Origin of the sequence: Streptomyces sp. NBC_00207, assembly GCF_045160965.1 — a bacterium.
In the GTDB taxonomy this organism is placed as follows: domain Bacteria; phylum Actinomycetota; class Actinomycetes; order Streptomycetales; family Streptomycetaceae; genus Streptomyces.
In genome coordinates this window covers 9,402,031-9,418,060 of sequence record NZ_CP130715.1, presented here as the reverse complement: position 1 = coordinate 9,418,060, position 16,030 = coordinate 9,402,031, and the positions used below count along the sequence as shown (strand labels likewise).

Sequence of the window (16,030 nt, the reverse complement as noted above, 5' to 3'; positions counted from 1 at the left end):
CCTCCAACTGGGATCAGGGCTCCGGCGGCCAGTCCGCGGGCGGTCCTCCGGTATCGGAAAGGCCGCTGATCACAAGGGTTACGATGCCGATCACGACAGCCAGCGCGATGAGGACGATGATCACCCGAGCCGCTATCAGCTGGCCCCGGTAGGCCTTGTTGTGTACCCGGGCATGAGTGGTCAGGTTGCTGAGCTCATCAACACGCAACGTCCCATCGCGCCATCGGCCGGCAAGCTGCACTTCGTCTCCATTGCTCACCGAGCCCGAGAAGGACAGCGCCCGCATCTCCACCGGGATCGGCTGGAGCGCGTTACCGTCTGCGTCGTGGCGGGTGAGGCGGAAGTGCCAGACTTCCTCGCTCCCGCCGTTGCCCCACTGCTCCCGTTGCGTGCGGAAGTCGTTCACCACCCCGGTGTACTCCCCACGAGTACCTCTTTGGGGTGCCTGCTGCTGGGTTCCGCCGGTGCTCCATCGCGGCGGGTTGCCAGGGTGAGGTGGGGTGTGGCTGTCCGGGCCTGGGTTCTCTCGACGGGGGCCTGTCTCGGGTTGCCCATCTCGTGTTCTGCTGCTGTTCCATCGCGGGGGTCGCTGCGGGGCGGGGTGCTGCCGCCGTCGAAGGGCGGCGGGTCAGCGGGAGGTGGGAGCGCGGCCGTGTGCGGTGTCGGGCCGGTCGTCGCACCGCAAGCCGGACAGATCTGGGAACCTGCTGGTACTGGCTCGCCGCATGTCGCGCAGGGCCTGGTCAGCGGCCCCTGGCACCGCTGGCAATAGGCGGTACCAGGGGGATTCTCGTACTCGCACACACTGCAACGCATGGCATTGATCCCTCAGCTCCACGCTAATCCCGCAGGCGCGGACACGCGTGTCGAAGGCCCTGGGGCCCCCTCAGCGCTGGATGACGGCAGAGGCGGAGCCGGTCGAAGGGGGCGGCGCAGGCCGCGTCCCAGCCTCCGCCCGGCCGGTAGCGGCATTGCGCCGGGTGCACGCGGACGCCCGGCGCCGGGACCAGCTGGGACAGGCGCCACCTTCCGCTGCCCCGGTAGCCGTTGGAGAAGGCGGGTGCCCCACACGCCGGCTACCGCCAGTCGTGGTACCGGTTGTGCCGCAGGCAGATGAAGGTATGCGGGAGCCGCCAGGACCTCTCATCGAAGCCAAGCAGTGAGACCACACGCACCCCGAACCATCACCAGGCATGCCAACAGGACAACCGAACGGAACACCGCGAATCCGGCAGAACCTAGAAGACAGCCTGATCAGGATGATCCACCCGCTACCCTGCGGGCCAAATATCACGCTCAGGGGCCAACCAGCGTCCTCAAGGGCCAACTATCCCGCTCAGTCTCACCGGTGATCGCATCCCTACTTCGGAGTAACGGATTCGCGCTGTTCGATTTTAGTTCGATACCGTGGAGGGAGAAGTTCCGGCCATATCGGCTGAAACTGTTCGTTCGTGGAGGTGGGCATGCGTTATGGCGTTCACCTCCACGTGGCGAGTGGCTACTCGGCCCGCTACGGCGCCTCCCACCCCCGCGACCTGGTGCGACGGGCCGCCGAACGCGGGATCGGCGTGCTGGCGCTGACCGACCGGGACACCGTGACCGGCGCGGTGCGTTTCGCGAAGGCGGCCACCGCCGCCGGGATCCGGCCCGTCTTCGGCGTCGACGTCGCCGTCGCCCCCCACTCCCCGCCCCGCACCGGCTCCACAGGAAGGTCCCGTACGCCGGTGCGCGGTGGCGCGCACGTGGTGGAGCCGCCGCTGCGGGTCACGCTGCTGGCGCGGAGCGCCTCGGGGTGGGCGCGGTTGTGCCGGCTGGTGTCGGCCGCGCATGCGGGCGCCGGGGACGGGCCGCCGGTGGTGTCCTGGGAGACGCTCGGGCAGTACGCCGATGAGGAGCTGCTGGTCCTGTTGGGGCCGGTCTCCGAGCCGGTGCGCGCCCTGTCGGCGGGTCGGCCGGACCTCGCCGAGCGACTGATTGCGCCGTGGCGGGAGCTGGTCGGTGCGAACCTGCGGTTGGAGACGGTGTGCTGGGGTGTTCCCGGTACGGGGCCGGGTTCGCTGCGGCTGGCCGCGCGCACGCTCGGTCTCGCCGACCAGCTTGGCGTCCCCGCGGTGCTGACGAACGCGGTGCGGTACGCCGACTCCAGCCAGCACCGGATCGCGGACGTGCTGGATGCGGGCCGGCTGCTGCGGCCCATCGACCGCCGAAAGCTGGACTGCGGTGAGCGCTGGCTGAAGGACCCCGCCACGATGCGGGTCGACGCGGAGCGGATCGCGGACGCCTCCGACGCCGGTCCGGGGCGCGCTGCCGCGCTGCTGGCGGAGACAGTGCGTGCCGGGGAGGAGTGCGTCCTCGATGCGGTCGCTGATCTGGGGCTGGGGCGGCCGCACTTCCCCGAGCCCGAGGTCGTCGGCGCCGAGCCGGGGCCCGGCGGGGCGATGCGGCTGCTGCGCCAGCGGTGCGAGGCGGGCATGTTCGCCCGCGGTCTGGACCGGGACCGGCGTGCGGTCGGGCAGCTGGAGTACGAGCTGGGGGTGATCGGGAAGCTGGAGTACGAGGCGTACTTCCTGGCCGTTGCCCAGGTCGTCGCGGATGTTCGCGCGATGGGCATCCGGGTCGCGGCCCGGGGGTCGGGGGCCGGGTCGATGGTCAACCACAGCCTGTTCGTGGCGACGGCCAATCCGCTCGACCACGACCTGCTCTTCGAGCGGTTCCTGTCGGTGCGGCGCCGCTCGCTGCCGGACATCGACGTGGATGTGGAGTCCGCGCGCCGGCTGGAGGTCTACAACCGGATCATCGAGCGGTTCGGCACCGACCGGGTCGCGGTAACGGGCATGCCGGAGACCTACCGGGCCGGGCAGGTTAACCACATCCTGCTCGGTCACCTCGCTCGCGTTCGCCCGACGGCTCAACGCGGTGATCGATTTCGACGGCGTCCTCGGATTCATCCCGGGCGATCGGATGCACGAAGCCGCAGACCTGGCCCGAGCGCGGGCGCTGGTGGCGTCGCTCCCGGGCACCCTCAGGGAAGTCTCCTACGACACTGGCGGTGGCGACCGCTGGATCCGACATGTCGGCGACCGGGAATTCCTCACTGCCTGGCTGCAGCACCCAGACTTCCACCTCATCAAGTAAGCCCGCCCATGCCGCACCGCACTTCGGCATGACTCCCTCCAGGTTGACACTCACACCGGCCTCCAACTGGGCACGTTCATCCGTACCTCACTGAGCACTCTCATGAGTACGCGGACAGACGCCCGCCCCTTGAAGCGGATCGCGGCCTCTCACGGACAGCCGCCCCGGTGGCTTCGGCGGCGGGGTACGTTCGGAAGTACGGGGTGCGGCCCTGGCCACCAAGGCCGCGACGGGGGTCGCACCCCGACATCGCGAGAGCGTCCTGCCAGCAGTGCCCGCCATTCCAATACCTCGTGTGGGTGGAGCAGAGGTCGCCGGCAAACCGCCCCACTTCCAGCGCCGTCGCAGCGGTCATGAAGCCAATCAACGAGCAGCACATCGCGGAGCCCGGCCTGGTGGTGCTGGACATCACCGGCGGGGACGAGGACACCGTCCAGGCCGTCATGGCTGCGCTGCAGGAGCGCTGGGCGACTTCGGGCATCGGCCCAGTGCGTCGGGATCCCGGCGAACCCGGGGTGCGCGCCCGGGTCTACGCCGACGTCCTGCGCCCGGGGCGGGAGGGCCCCTAGTTGGCAGTCTGGGCAAGCCCTGCGTCGGAAGGGCTTGCCCAGACTCTCCTAAGGCTTGCCCAGTGCTGAGCGCGCCCACAGCGGCCGGCCCTGGCCACTCCCACCGCAGTGGGCGCAGCGTCCCGAGCGTGCGATGCCGGGCGCGCCGATGGTTCGTCGGCGTCGAGCAGGAGCCTGGTCAGCCCCCTCAGGTGGTCCTTGTGCAGGGCCAGGTCCTGGCGCTTGCCGACCATGACGTCCAAGGCGATGTCCGGGCCGAGAGTCCGGGAGTCCCAGCTGATGCCGTGGGTGGCAGTGGCGATCATGTCGTGTATTTCACTCGCGGTCCGCGCCCCGGTCAGCTGGACTCGCGACGCGAGAATGACGTCCGATGCCTGGGCGAAGGACAGGATGCCTGCGGGCCGGGCGAACGGCCCGCTGGTGACGACCGGGTCGCGATGTGTGCCTGTGAGCCGGGCCATCGCGTGCCACAGGTAGTCGCCCGGCCCGTACGGCCAAGCCGCTGCAGCCGCGGGGTCGAAGTCCTCGCTCTTGTCTTGCTTCTTTCGTCTCATGACTCCGGTGTACGGCCGACGAGGTGGTGTCGGCCGGCTCGAAGCTGCCACCTCCCAGAGGGTGACGCGGCGGCTTCGGGGGGCGTCCCGCCCTGCGGCCCGGCGCCGGGCAAGCCCTCCGTTCGGTACGGCTTGCCCACCTGGCCCGTGACCGGTCGGCGGTCCGAGCGTGACCGATCCGCATCCCGCGATCCGTCAAACAGCACGTCAGCGTCGTGACCGACCCGTGCAACTCCCGACCGAGCCGGTGACCGGTCATCGGTCACCTGTCATCGGTCAGCCACAGCCTCGCTGGGACCCCGGGCGGACCGTGACCGACGCCGCCCTGCCGGCGAGCCCCGGCCGGGTGGGCAAGCTCGGTTCGGGGTGGCTTGCCCAGGCTCCCCTTGGGCTTGCCCAGCGCCGGTCAGCGGCCGACCGCTTCGGGGTAGCGGGCGCGGCGCCGGTCCGGGTCGTCGACGCCGATCTCGTGCGAGGGCTCGCCGCGCTGGAGGCCGAGGCAGGGTGTTCACCCACACCTCGATGGTGATGCCCTGCACGTCGGCGGTGAGCGCCTGCAGGCGGTTGTCGAGCAGATGCTCCGCCTTGCCCGCCAGGACGACGTGCAGCCGCGGGAAGGTCTTCGAGCGGGTGTAGCGGTGGCGCTGCCAGAACGGGTACGTCCCGCCGATGGTGCCGCGGGCTCCCTCCCAGACGCGGGGCCCGGCGTAGCGCTCGTAGTCCCAGACCTCCTTGGCGAGGCGGGCCTGGGGCATGCTGCCGTTGTCGAGCTCGAAGAGGCGCACCTCGCTGGTCCTGGTCGGCACGGCGAGGACGGCGTCGGTGTTGAAGCTCAGGCCGGTCTCCTTGATGGCGTGGTTCACCTCCACCTGCCAGTCGGTCAGGTACTCGCGGCGGCCGAGGACGGTGTCGGTGTCGGTGTCGGTGTCGGTGTCGGTGTCGGTGTCGGTCACCGCGACGGCGTGCGGGCCGAACCCGGCTCGGACGGCCTTCGCTCCGGTGCCAGCCTTCGGCCGGAGTTGGTCACTGTGATCCTCGACGTCGGTTCTGAAGCTCTGTGAGTGCCTCCGCGGCGTGGGGGTGCCCGGCCTCGACGGCGGTTCGGTAAAGATCTTCGGCTTCCGCCTCCCTACCCGGCTGGTGCGAGAGTAGGAAAGCGAGGTTGCCCGCAGCCAAAGCGTCTCCTGAGCTCATGGCGACGCGGAACAGCTCCTCTGCCTCGTCATCGCGGCCTTGTTCAGACAACAGCGCTGCGAGCGTGTTGGCGGCGCTGCCGTCTCCCGCAGCGATCGCGTGTGTGTACACGGCCTCGGCATCCGCCTGCCGTCCCTGTTGCCACAGGAGGAGGCCGAGGTCGTGGAAGGCATCTGGGTGCCCGGCCTCCATGGCTGCGCGGAAGAAGCTCTCGGCCTCGGCTTCACGGCCTCCTTGTCTGAAGAGCAGGAGGCCGAGGTTGTAGAGCGCCTGTTCGTCTCCGTCCTCCGCGACAGAGCGGAGCAGGACTTCGGCTTCGGGTTCCGCCTGCTGTCCGCCCTGCCAGACCAACAGGACGGCTAGGTTGTGGCGCGCATCGTCGTTTCCATCTGCCACCTCCTGGCGATAGAGCTCTTCGGCTTCGCCTTCGCGGCCCTCTTGCTTCGACAGGAACAGAGCCAACTGGGAACGAGCATGGTCGTCGCCTGCCGCGATGGCAGCGCGGAAGAAGTTCTCGGCTTCAGGCTCCCGCCCTTCCTGCTTGCACAGGAGTATGGCGAGGTTGAGGATTGCGTCTGTACCGCCCGCCTCGATGTCAGTGCGGTAGAGATCCTCGGCTTCGGCAAGACGCGCTTCCTGCGTGGACAACAGGGTGGCCAGGTTCAAGACAGCGTAGGTGTGGCCCGCAGCGATGGCGTCGCGGTATAGCCGTTCGGCTTCTTCTCGACGTCCTGCCTGGGTGCTCAGAAGCAGAGCAAGATTGAAGCCAGCGGGTGTGTACCCGGCTTCCAAGGCGTGGCGGTAGAGGTGCTCGGCTTCCGTCTGACGCTCTGGCTGCGAGCTGATCAGCTTGGCAAGATTGTGGGCAGCCTCGGCCATTCCGGCGCCCATGGCGGTTCGGTAGAGGCCTTCGGCTTCGGCTTGCTTGCCTGGATGCGACGCCAGGCTTGCGGCGAGGTTGTAGGCACATCTCGGACTCCCCTCGGCGACTCCTTGGCGGTACAGAGCCTGGGCTTCCTCCTCACGCCCGGGCTTTTCCTGCAGGAACGTGGCGAGGTTGAAACGGGCATCGGGATCTCGGGCAGCGATGGCCTCGTGGAAGAGCCGTTCGGCCTCGGCTTCCCGGCCCGGCTGCTTGGACAGAACTACGGCCAGGTTGTTGAGGGCGTAGACGTTCCCCACCGCTATCGCGCTGCGGTAGAGCGCTTCCACCTCCGCCTCTCGCCCCTCCTGACCTTCCAGGAAGCCAGCAAGATTGTGGGCCGCGTTGACGTCGCCAGCCTCTATCGCAGTGCGATAGAGCTCCACGGCCTCTGCCTCCCGGCCATCCTGGCCAGCGATGAGCAGAGCAAGGTTGTTCGCCGCTGGGACATTGCCGGCCCGAATGGCGCGGCGGTACAGCTCCTCGGCCTCCGCTTCCCTGCCGCCCAACCGTGCCAGGAGGATGCCCAAAGTGTTGCAGGCTCTGACATCTCCACGGCCGACGCAGGTACGCAGAATGTTTTCGGCCTCGGCCTCCCGTCCTTCCTCGCCGGCAAGGAGGGTGCCGAGGCCTATGAGGGCATCCTTACGACCCTTGCGAAGGACACGCCGGTAGAGCTCCTCAGCTTCCTGCCCTCCGCCTTCCCTGCGGGCCAGGATCCCGGCGAGGGCATACATGGCGTCGACGTTCCCCACCGCTATCGCGCTGCGGTAGAGCGCTTCCACCTCCGCCTCTCGCCCCTCCTGACCTTCCAGGAAGCCAGCAAGATTGTGGGCCGCGTTGACGTCGCCAGCCTCTATCGCAGTGCGATAGAGCTCCACGGCCTCTGCCTCCCGGCCATCCTGGCCAGCGATGAGCAGAGCAAGGTTGTTCGCCACTGGGAGATTGCCGGCCCGAATGGCGCGGCGGTACAGCTCCTCGGCCTCCGCTTCCCTGCCGCCCAACCGTGCCAGGAAAATACCCAAAATATTGCAGGCTCTGACATCTCCACGGCCGACGCAGGTACGCAGAATGTCCTCGGCCTCGGCCTCCCGTCCTTCCTGCTGAGTCAGCAGGAAGCCAAGATCCACCATGGCTTCGGGATAGGTGGCGGCAAGCGATCTCCATGCCATCTCGGCGATGTCGAGTTCATCCGCGCTTTGCGCGGTGCGGCCGATACGGACGAGCCCTTCATCCGTAGCGTGCTTGAGAGCCGTCAGCCATGTGAGCCGGCTGACGGGGGTGGCGGTGTGGTCGATGAGGTAGTCAAAGACATGCCAGTAGTCGGCACGGCTAGTGGGAAGGAGGAGGCTGGTAACTCCGCAGCGAATCTCGGCTGCCCATGCCACTGCTTCTTCCAGTGACTCCGGACGCAGAGGCGCGCCTCCCGCAGCGGAGAGATGCTGGAAGTGGAGCGCAATGATGAGGAGCAAGGGGTGGGGCGGCGGGATCCCCGTACGCGCTAGGTCGATCGCTGCTGAGACCAGGGCAGCTCCGCGGGCATGAAACGCGGCAACATCCCGCGCTTGAGTGAGCTCGCTCAGGAGACGAGGTCCTGCTGCGAGGTACTCAGCAATGCCGTAGGGGCCGTGGCGGGCTACGGCCTCCGAGATGCGGGAGTCCTCGAAAGCCCCAGCGCGGTCTACTTCGTCGACTGACCAGATCCGGCTGACTGTGACAGGGGTGACTGTGTTCAGGACCTGGGCGCCAATCAGAGCACTCTCAGCTCTTACCGGGTCGGAGGCAGCAAGGTCGCGGACGCGAGGGCTGAATATGTCGTACTGCTGCAGTCGCATAGTGGCGACCACGGGAATGTGTAGGCGGATCAGTTCATCGAGCAGCGAGAGATCGAGTCCCTCTGGTCCCAGGAAACGCTCGAGGTCGTCCAGCCACAGGACGCAGGGCACACCGGCGTGTTCGATCACTTCCACGATGACCGGCAGATCCTTGCCGCTGCGGGGCCGCGCAACTCTACGGTTCGAAAAGGTTGTCCGTACCGCCTCGTAGGCGCTTCGTGTCTTGCCAGCGGTGGAGTCACCGATCAACAGCACTACACCGCCGTCTTCCCCAGCACGGCGCAGCTGCTTGGCCAGCGAATGGTCGAAGTCACGGCGTACGTATGGGGGAACCACGCTCCCCTCACTGTCGGATTCGGAACGGTGAGTGCCAGCTTGCAGCGGGTCCCACCGGTCGGCCTGGGGCCAGCGGTCCGGATTCTGAAGGTAGCGGGGCACCGTCACCCCTGAAGCGGTCACAGTGATCGGCCCACTGATCGTTCCGGCCATCACCACGTTGCCCCGATTGGGGCCGACGATCGTGTTGGCGTTCCCTTCCACGACGTCGCTGGCGGCCGGCTCATCCACAGGATCACGCGGGGCTTCGGTCACTGGCGGTTCACCCCTCAGGGTCGCCAGGAGGAGAGGGAGGCGGCGTGGTGAAGCTGATCGGCCCATGCACGTCATCTGCCATGAGCAGGTTGCCGTAATTGCTGCCGCGGACGGTGTTGTGAGTCTGGCCCTCGCTGCTGCCACGACTGTGCCGTTGCTGCCACGCCAGGAGACTCTGCCGGAACTCGGGATCCTCATCGGCGCGCAGTTGAAGTGCGGCAGCCAGGTCCTGTGCGCGAGCACCATCGGTGGGGCTGTTCTGCAGTGCCTGCAGCTCGTTCACCCCGGGCGCCGGCTGCACGGACTCAACGCCGCCTTCTGCGTTCCGTCGCTGGAAAGGGCGATGAACGAGTTCCGTGAGGGCGACCCAGCCCTGGGCTGCAACGGCACCGCCAGCCCCGCCAGCCAGCGCGAGCAAGATCTGCACTGTGATCGGATCCATCACCAATCCCCCCACAGCCCGCTGACACCCCTCCCACGGATGCAGCAGGCCCACAGGCGCCGAGCGGTAGTGACACATGCACAGCGCGGGCGTTTCAGCCACTGTCTCATCCACCGCCTTGTGCAGGCTCTCTACCCGATGTCCCACGACATCACACGAACTACTTGTTGGGGCCGCCGTGCGCCTGCTCGCGAACCGCGAGACCGGCACGTACCGGCGCTGCGCCCTGAGTCCGACGGACCGTGCACAGGCTCCGTGAGCAGGCAACCCGTGATCCCGCCTCGGTCGTCGTCAGGCCACCGGCACTGATCAGCAGTCAGGCAGGGGGTTAGGGCCTGTCCGACGGATCATGTGACCTGTCCCGGGTTCAAGTCGTTGGCATGTCCATGGGGCGGGGAGATCTCACGAATGAGGAATGGTTGCGGCTGAAGCAGCATCTGCCGAAGTGCGGGCAGCGGGGCGGGCGTTGGGAGAGTCATCGCAGGGTGATCCACCCGTCACGAGAAAATCGCGTGCACCTGATCGACCGCTTCGGGTCCGTAGCCAACCGCGCCCACGGGGACGGCGCCGTTGATCGCCTCGATCACACGCCCAGCCCATACCGGCCCGAATCCCCCGCACAGTTCAATCAGCTGCACGCCCTCGCCCACCAGGCGGCGCGCGGCCTCGATGCCCTCCTCGGGCTTCTCCACCCCGACGAACACACTGCGGCACGTACCCGTGTCCACGACGCTGACATCGCCACCTGCCGCGCTGCCGTCCGCCGTGTAGATGAACCCCCAGTGTGTGAGCGCCATACGTATCGACCTCCTGTGATCGTCAGAGCCACCAGCCAAGCAGAGCCAGGGCGGGAATGGCCTGGAACGGAGACAAGCCGTGAGTGATCTACGCCGCACTCCGGATGCCCGCACCGTCCAAGTACAGCAACACGGCCCGCTAGCGCATGATCCGCCGGACAGCTCCTAAGCAGCTCTGCCCGAGCGGTGCGGCCCCAGATCGTCAGCAATGTGGTCGAGCCCTGCTTCGCTTTGGTTGAGGATCTGCCGGGCTCTGGAAAGCGCGATGTCGATGTCGTCGTGGTCGGGCGCGGCGGGAACCTGGCCGGTCCCCGTCAAGAGTTCGAAGGGCTCAAGGCGCTCCTGCGGCCCGCTGGCGTGCTCGAGCTCGGAGCGGAGAACTGCGATCTGCTCTTGGAGTCGCAACGAAAGTTCTTCGGCCCTGATCCTGGCTTGCTGTGCGCGCTTGAGCTCTTCCTTGGCTCGCTCGGTTTGCTCTTGGGCCCGACGCAGGCGGTCTGCAAGGTCGACGTAGGAGGGTGATGTGTCGCGCAGGCGGAATCGCATTTCTTCGAAGGTGGCGATGTCCACTTGGAGCTTGCCGATCATGGCCATGAGAATGATGGCCAGCTTCTGTGCGTTCTCCATCGATTCACGCAGAGCCTGCTGCTGTTCCAGCGACGCCGTGAGCCGCTCGTACACCTCCATCTCACGTGAGCCGGTTCGAACGACTGCGCCGCGCGAAACCGCAGGCCCCCTTGAGCTCGGCTTCATGGCTCGGTCCCACAGGGACATGGCGTGGGCGAGTCGGCGTTCGGCGACTGCGGGAGGGGCGACTGCCCTCACCAGGGCGACGACGAATTCGTGGGGAGGGATCCTGCCAGCGAGGTAGTCAGAGATCCGAGGTTTGGACATACGCAGCCTTCGGCTCAACTCGAAGGTTCTGATGCCAGCCTCGTCCACCAGGTGGCGCAGAAACGCCGCGAGATCGTGCGCCTCGCGGGTGGCCGCCCGGATGGGGCGGCGCGGTCGGCCCCTGTGGCCCACGTGTTTGCGCTCGAGTGGGGCACTGTGTGCGCCGGGCTGCTCGATGGCCGGGCGAATGCGTCGGAGGGCTTGCGTCCAGTCCTCATGGCGGTGGGTGGGGACCTCGCATGCGGTCAGGTAGCTGCGCATCTGACGCTCGGAGATCGGCAGCGTCCTTCCCAGGCTGATGCGATGCGCGGTCGATCGCGGGAGAATGCCGATGCCGCCAGCCTCTCCTTCCATGGAGCGCATGGTCGGGCGGCCTGCCCACAGGTGCAGGTCACGCAGGCTGTTGCGCAGGTCGTCTGCCGTGGCGCAGAGTTTCGGATCGGGTGCGTGGTAGCTGTAGCGGGGCAGGATTGAGGCGTAGCGCGCCTTCTTCCACAGAAGCCGCGCCTGGGCCACGTCTGCGTCGCAGGCCGCTCCGGGCGGTGTTGAGGCCATGACGTAGACGAGAACGGTGCTGAGTTTGGGCACGCCAGCTCCCGAGGCAGCCCGCTTGAGGGTGGATGGTGACAGCTGGGCCACAGATGCGAGCTGGCCGTAGGTCACCTGAGAGGCGGCCCTGAGGGCGCGCAGGAAATCGGCTAGGGCGGCGTGCTCGGGGACACGCCGGTCCACGGGCTTTTCGGGGCGCGCCACTGCCTACTTCTCCGGTCCCAGCAGGGCTCGCAGCGCGGCGCCGAACCGTCCGGCCCCTCCGGTGACGGTAAGGAGGACGACGCTCGAGCCGATGGCTCCGGATCCACCGATCAGCCACAGCACGTCGGCGACGGGCATGTGGAGAACGGCCAGCAGAGCGGCGGTGACGAGGAAGGCAATGATGACGGCTGCATGAGCGGGACCGAATCCGGTCGCGGCCTGGGGCGACGGGGGCGGGGAAGAGCTCGCAGGGGAGGAAGAGCGGGAACGAGGCATGGCGCAATCTCCTGATCGTGCGTCCTGCCGACAGGGATCGCATGCCGACAGGACGAGGGCTACTGGCTCCAAAGGCGTTGCTTCACAGGGCGGTTGGCGCCGCCGGATGTGATGCCTGGAACTGAGCATCCCAGCTACTGAGCCGTTCGTGGATAGCACCAGAAGAGGGCGCGGGCGGTTGGCTCATGGGCGTCCCGCCCCGGACTCTTTTCCCCGCTGGCAGGTTCTGGCACACCACCCCCTGCAACCAGGGAGGACGTAACGAGTACCGCTCCGATGCGACCGGTTGGGCCCGCTCGTTGGCTCGGGCGCGTCCCAGTTGCACTTGCCTGCGCCAAGGTCCGATGAGACGGTCTCTAACGTGGCAGGCGCCTCACACGGCACCCCGCCCGTCATCCCTGATTGCTACTGGCTCCAGCCTCGGTGAACAGGGACAATCGCAGGCCCATGTTGGCGCATGACCTGCAGTGCACGAGACAGGCACCTCCGCCGACGCGGTGGGTGCCTCTCTCATTTCCTAACTCTTCGCGGATCGCGCCTCATAGCCAGTGCGGGCCTCATGAAGCGGCAGCGTGTGGACGACTCAGCCAAGCATCGCCCCCAACACCATTCAGAGCCTCGATCGGTGCCCTGCCGCTGGCGGTCGCGAGGGACATGGGCTGCCCGATCGCCTACCTTCCGGGCCTCACGATGCGGCGGATCGCCGACCTCTACCCAGGTGAGGCGAAGACGGATGCGATGGACGCGTTCATCATCGCGGACGCCGCCCGGGCAATCCCTCACACGCTGCGGGCGATCGACGGCGAGGACGAGACGATCGCCGAGCTGGAGATGATCGTGGGCTTCGACGACGACCTGGCCGGCGAAGCGACCCGCGTCGCGAACCGGCTGCACGGCCTGCTAACGCAGATCCACCCGTCGCTGGAACGAGTGCTGGGGCCGCAGTTGCAGCACCCTGCCGTTCTATCGCTGCTGGAGCGGTTCGGGTCACTGGCCCAAATCCGTAAGGCCGGCAGGCGCCGACTGGTCACGCTGTTACGGCCGAAGGCCCCGAGGATGGCCGAGCGGCTGGTCGACGACATCTTCACCGCCCTGGACGAGCAGACCGTCACCGTTCCAGGCACCGAGGCGGCCGCTCTGATCGTCCCGAGCCTGGCCAGATCACTGACCGCGGTCCTTGACCAGCGCAAGCTGCTGGCCGGGCAGATAGAGGAACTCCTGGAGGCCCGCCCTCTTTCCAAAGTCCTGACGTCGATGCCTGGAGTCGGCGTCAGGACCGGAGCCCGGATTCTGATCGAGGTCGGTGACGGCAGCACTTTCCCGACCGCCGGCCACCTCGCCGCCTATGCCGGTCTCGCCCCGGCGACCCGCAGTTCGGGGTCGTCGATCCGTGGCGAACAGCCGTCCGGAGGGGAAACAAGCAGATCAAACGGGCCTTCTTCCTCTCCGCGTTCGCGGCCCTGGGTGCCCGGCATCGCGGGCCTACTACGACAGGAAGATCGCCCAGGGCAAGCACCACACCTAAGCTCTGCTCTGTCTCGCCCGGCGCCGGGCAGATGTTCTCTTCGCGATGCTCCGCGACGGCACCTTCTACGAACCGCAGCCGGTCCGGGCCGTCGCTCCGCAGCCCTAGACCATGGCCAGAAGGTGATCCGTGGGGCCGTAGTCGATCTTCCAGTCGGCATAGACCCCACAGAATCCGTCCTTGATGCACCACAGGCCCACGGTCACCCAGCGGACCGATCCGTCGTCGCCGAGTGAGAACGCGACCGCGGCCTCGAACTCCTCTCTCCCGCAGGGGCAGCCGGCCGCACCGGGCTCGCCGTCCTCCCAGTACTCCTCGTTCCAGTACTCCTCGCTATCGGCGATGAACGCGCGGCTGCCGCAGCCAGAGCACTCCCGTTCCGCTCCGAACGCATTGACCAGCACGAAGAACACCCGGCCACCGCACCCACACACGGAAGGAGCGATCTTCACCGGGCGTCCGTCAACCGCACCCCGGAGGAACCCCGCGAGCTCCGTGGGGACACCCTCATCAACCTGATCATCAGCATGCACGGACACATCGTTCCAGATGCCCCGGAATCACACCCGACCAGCTTGACCAAAGAGATAGGGGCCCCCGGCCGGTTCTCCACAGGCAGACGGAACCGCCCGCCTGCTGCCGGTCCCGCCAGGCGTGCCGATCGGTGTAGATGGATTCGGCTTGGGGCGATCGAGGTGGACGCGCTCCCCGGATGCACACTGCGGCTGTACACCGACGGAGTGGTCGAATCCCGGCTCCGGCCCGTGGAAATCGGGATGGAGCGGCTGCGCACTTGGCGCAGCTGGGGGCTGCGGGTCGCTGCCGCGGTCACGAGCGCTCGGCCCGTGCAGCCTGTGCCCTGCGTTCCTTCTCGTCATCGGCCATGCCCGCAGTGTGCCCGACCGCGCCGCCCGCGTGCGGCCGTTGGTCCAGTGACAGCGAACCTGGACCGAAGTCTTGCTGACCCCGTCGCGCCCTTCGCAAAATCCGGGCCCGGCCCGAGAATGGGCGCCATGGCCGACAACACGCTGTGGGTAGGCGTACTGACCGCGGGCACCGCGGTGGTGGCGAGCTGGGTGACCAGCCAGGGTACGGCGCGTGCCGCCCGGATTCAGGCTGAGACGACGGCGGCGGTCCAGCGGGCGGATCAGCGGCGCACCGCGCGGCGCACCGCCTACGCCGACGTCATCGAGCAGGCGCAGAGGATGGGCGACCTGTACTGGAAGGTCAACGACGCCCACGCAGAACCGGATCCCGAGTCGCGCACGGCCATGCTCAAAGACCTGCGGCTACGGTTGCGCGACGCGTACGCGACGCTGCGCCACCTCGTACGAGTGGTGGAGCTGGAGGGGCCTCAGGAGGCCGCGGCGGCCGCCGACCGGCTGCGGCGCTCGACGTCTGACAACTACCAGGCGCTGGAGGACATGATCGGGGGCGAAGCGGACGCGATCCAGCGGTTTAACGAGTGCTACGCCCCTTTCTGGGAACGGGTCGTCGCCCTCGTGGCCATCGCGCGGGAGGTGCTCCAAGAGGGTGCCGTCCCGGCGCCGGTTCCCGCACCCGCCCCCCGGGCACGCCGGCCATGGCTCAGGCATCGGCCGGGGGCAGGAGGATGAGCAGGCCCGTCACCCGTCAGTTGTTCGCGTAGGGATAGCAGTCGGTCCAACTTCGGTGGCAATTGGTCCAGGTTCGATGTCAGAGGACAGCGCAGCACGCCGCGTGCGGGTCCGGCCGTGACGGCGGGGGCGCGGGCCTGATACGGTCCGCGCCCGAGACGAGAGGCGACGCCCGCATGGCCACCGCACCCCGCCAGGTCCCCAAGACGTATCCCGCCGGTACCGGCCGGCCCACCGAACGGAAACTCACCGACGAGAAGGTCGTCAGGACGGTGAACGTGGCCGGGACCGTGTGGGATGCGGGGAAGAAACGCGCTGGTCAGGACGAGGTCTCGATCTCCCATGCCGTCGGGCTGTTCCTCGAGGCGTACGCCGCCGGCCTCCTGGACCTGGACGCCATCACCGCGCAGCTCGACGCGCTCGCAGCCGGCGAGGACCCTGGAGCTGTACCCGGCGTCGGCGCGTGGACGGAGGAATCGCCTCCCGCCTTCCCGCACCCCAGTTGGAGCAGCGGGGACGGCGTCCCGCGCGCACTCGACATCCTCGACGCCGAGGACAGGCCCTGACCTGCACACTCGTACGCCCCGCCCGGAAACCCGGGCGGGGCGTTTGTCGTTCACGAGCAGGCCCGTCATAGGGCCGCGGGTCATCGCCGGCGGGCGGCGACCGCGACGCCGACCGCCGCGGCCAGAGCCCCGGCCACCGTCGCCACCGTCGCGATCGGCCCCGTCAGCGACGGGTGGGCGACGCACATGTAGCCGGCCGTTGCGAGGACCAGGACGCCGAGGATGACCAAGCACAGCGTCAGGAGCGGGTCCGTGGCCGGCTGCTGCGGCGGCCGCGGGGGCCGCTGCTGCAGGGTCTGGGGCTGCGGGTCGGTAGCAGTGGACATGAGGTTCCCTCCCGGTAGGTCTCCGCGGATGGTCC

Annotated in this window: 15 protein-coding genes and 3 pseudogenes; 7 read left to right on the top strand and 11 right to left on the bottom strand. The window is 68.0% G+C overall.

Going from position 1 to position 16,030, the window contains the following annotated elements; genetic code table 11:
• Window positions 1–13: 13 nt before the first annotated feature.
• Window positions 14–406, bottom strand: coding sequence for a hypothetical protein (locus tag OG472_RS43625; RefSeq protein ID WP_405835037.1), 393 nt, complete (start codon window positions 404–406; stop codon window positions 14–16).
• Window positions 403–816, bottom strand: a complete 414-nt coding sequence (locus OG472_RS43620; protein ID WP_405943123.1) for a double zinc ribbon domain-containing protein — start codon at window positions 814–816, stop codon at window positions 403–405. Before OG472_RS43620 ends, OG472_RS43625 begins: the two co-directional genes overlap by 4 nt.
• Before the next feature lie 647 nt (window positions 817–1,463).
• Here OG472_RS43620 and OG472_RS43615 point away from each other — a divergent pair.
• From OG472_RS43615 to OG472_RS43605, 3 genes and pseudogenes are all read left to right on the top strand, one after another.
• Window positions 1,464–2,855 (top strand): annotated as a pseudogene (locus OG472_RS43615) (PHP domain-containing protein); the annotation flags it as partial.
• A gap of 61 nt (window positions 2,856–2,916) precedes the next feature.
• Window positions 2,917–3,135 carry a DUF6368 family protein gene (locus tag OG472_RS43610; RefSeq protein ID WP_405834716.1) on the top strand — a complete coding sequence of 73 codons (219 nt, stop codon included), beginning with the start codon at window positions 2,917–2,919 and terminating at the stop codon, window positions 3,133–3,135.
• Window positions 3,136–3,488: 353 nt separating this feature from the next.
• On the top strand, window positions 3,489–3,704 hold the full coding sequence (locus tag OG472_RS43605) for a DUF6207 family protein (RefSeq protein ID WP_331723258.1): 216 nt from the start codon (window positions 3,489–3,491) through the stop codon (window positions 3,702–3,704).
• On the opposite strand, the gene OG472_RS43600 is transcribed toward OG472_RS43605, so the two are convergent.
• From OG472_RS43600 to OG472_RS43585, 4 genes are all read right to left on the bottom strand, one after another.
• Window positions 3,701–4,258, bottom strand: a complete 558-nt coding sequence (locus tag OG472_RS43600; protein WP_331723259.1) for a hypothetical protein — start codon at window positions 4,256–4,258, stop codon at window positions 3,701–3,703. The two genes, OG472_RS43605 and OG472_RS43600, sit on opposite strands and share 4 nt — an antisense overlap.
• A 269-nt stretch (window positions 4,259–4,527) precedes the next feature.
• Window positions 4,528–5,370: a replication-relaxation family protein gene (locus OG472_RS43595; protein WP_405943126.1), complete on the bottom strand. Its 843-nt coding sequence runs from the start codon at window positions 5,368–5,370 to the stop codon at window positions 4,528–4,530.
• On the bottom strand, window positions 5,282–8,800 hold the full coding sequence (locus tag OG472_RS43590) for a tetratricopeptide repeat protein (RefSeq protein ID WP_405940599.1): 3,519 nt from the start codon (window positions 8,798–8,800) through the stop codon (window positions 5,282–5,284). Before OG472_RS43590 ends, OG472_RS43595 begins: the two co-directional genes overlap by 89 nt.
• A 7-nt stretch (window positions 8,801–8,807) precedes the next feature.
• Entirely contained in the window at window positions 8,808–9,242 is a 435-nt protein-coding gene (locus tag OG472_RS43585) for a hypothetical protein (protein WP_331723261.1), read from the bottom strand.
• Window positions 9,243–9,628: 386 nt separating this feature from the next.
• On the opposite strand from OG472_RS43585, the pseudogene OG472_RS43580 reads away from it, so the two are divergent.
• Window positions 9,629–9,736: pseudogene (locus OG472_RS43580) on the top strand (IS5/IS1182 family transposase); the annotation flags it as partial.
• Window positions 9,737–9,739: 3 nt separating this feature from the next.
• On the opposite strand, the gene OG472_RS43575 reads toward OG472_RS43580, so the two are convergent.
• The 3 genes from OG472_RS43575 to OG472_RS43565 all read right to left on the bottom strand — a co-directional run bounded on the left by OG472_RS43575 (window position 9,740) and on the right by OG472_RS43565 (window position 11,962).
• A complete protein-coding gene (locus tag OG472_RS43575; RefSeq protein ID WP_033220913.1) occupies window positions 9,740–10,039 on the bottom strand; it encodes a DUF6506 family protein in 300 nt (99 codons plus the stop codon).
• Window positions 10,040–10,204: 165 nt separating this feature from the next.
• A complete protein-coding gene (locus OG472_RS43570) occupies window positions 10,205–11,686 on the bottom strand; it encodes a helix-turn-helix domain-containing protein (RefSeq protein ID WP_331723262.1) in 1,482 nt (493 codons plus the stop codon).
• Between the two features lie 3 nt (window positions 11,687–11,689).
• Window positions 11,690–11,962 carry a hypothetical protein gene (locus tag OG472_RS43565; protein ID WP_405826948.1) on the bottom strand — a complete coding sequence of 91 codons (273 nt, stop codon included), beginning with the start codon at window positions 11,960–11,962 and terminating at the stop codon, window positions 11,690–11,692.
• A gap of 615 nt (window positions 11,963–12,577) precedes the next feature.
• Here OG472_RS43565 and OG472_RS43560 point away from each other — a divergent pair.
• A pseudogene (locus OG472_RS43560) lies at window positions 12,578–13,595 on the top strand (IS110 family transposase); the annotation flags it as partial.
• On the opposite strand, the gene OG472_RS43555 reads toward OG472_RS43560, so the two are convergent.
• Complete coding sequence (locus tag OG472_RS43555) at window positions 13,592–14,020, bottom strand: hypothetical protein (RefSeq protein ID WP_331723264.1); 429 nt, start codon at window positions 14,018–14,020, stop codon at window positions 13,592–13,594. The pseudogene OG472_RS43560 and the gene OG472_RS43555 sit on opposite strands and share 4 nt — an antisense overlap.
• Before the next feature lie 480 nt (window positions 14,021–14,500).
• On the opposite strand from OG472_RS43555, the gene OG472_RS43550 reads away from it, so the two are divergent.
• On the top strand, window positions 14,501–15,103 hold the full coding sequence (locus OG472_RS43550) for a hypothetical protein (RefSeq protein WP_405826949.1): 603 nt from the start codon (window positions 14,501–14,503) through the stop codon (window positions 15,101–15,103).
• Window positions 15,104–15,279: 176 nt separating this feature from the next.
• The gene (locus OG472_RS43545) at window positions 15,280–15,669 is read left to right on the top strand and encodes a hypothetical protein (RefSeq protein ID WP_405940600.1); all 390 of its coding nucleotides are present in this window, start codon (window positions 15,280–15,282) and stop codon (window positions 15,667–15,669) included.
• A gap of 80 nt (window positions 15,670–15,749) precedes the next feature.
• Here the strand turns inward: OG472_RS43545 and OG472_RS43540 are convergent, their stop codons facing one another.
• Window positions 15,750–15,995, bottom strand: a complete 246-nt coding sequence (locus tag OG472_RS43540; protein ID WP_405826951.1) for a hypothetical protein — start codon at window positions 15,993–15,995, stop codon at window positions 15,750–15,752.
• Window positions 15,996–16,030: the final 35 nt, after the last annotated feature.

Coding starts and splice junctions, on each gene's coding strand:
- OG472_RS43620 (WP_405943123.1), bottom strand. CDS start 816: ATGCGTTGCAGTGTGTGCGAGTACGAGAATCCCCCTGGTACCGCCTAT.
- OG472_RS43605 (WP_331723258.1), top strand. CDS start 3,489: ATGAAGCCAATCAACGAGCAGCACATCGCGGAGCCCGGCCTGGTGGTG.
- OG472_RS43600 (WP_331723259.1), bottom strand. CDS start 4,258: ATGAGACGAAAGAAGCAAGACAAGAGCGAGGACTTCGACCCCGCGGCT.
- OG472_RS43585 (WP_331723261.1), bottom strand. CDS start 9,242: ATGGATCCGATCACAGTGCAGATCTTGCTCGCGCTGGCTGGCGGGGCT.
- OG472_RS43575 (WP_033220913.1), bottom strand. CDS start 10,039: ATGGCGCTCACACACTGGGGGTTCATCTACACGGCGGACGGCAGCGCG.
- OG472_RS43565 (WP_405826948.1), bottom strand. CDS start 11,962: ATGCCTCGTTCCCGCTCTTCCTCCCCTGCGAGCTCTTCCCCGCCCCCG.
- OG472_RS43550 (WP_405826949.1), top strand. CDS start 14,501: ATGGCCGACAACACGCTGTGGGTAGGCGTACTGACCGCGGGCACCGCG.
- OG472_RS43545 (WP_405940600.1), top strand. CDS start 15,280: ATGGCCACCGCACCCCGCCAGGTCCCCAAGACGTATCCCGCCGGTACC.
- OG472_RS43540 (WP_405826951.1), bottom strand. CDS start 15,995: ATGTCCACTGCTACCGACCCGCAGCCCCAGACCCTGCAGCAGCGGCCC.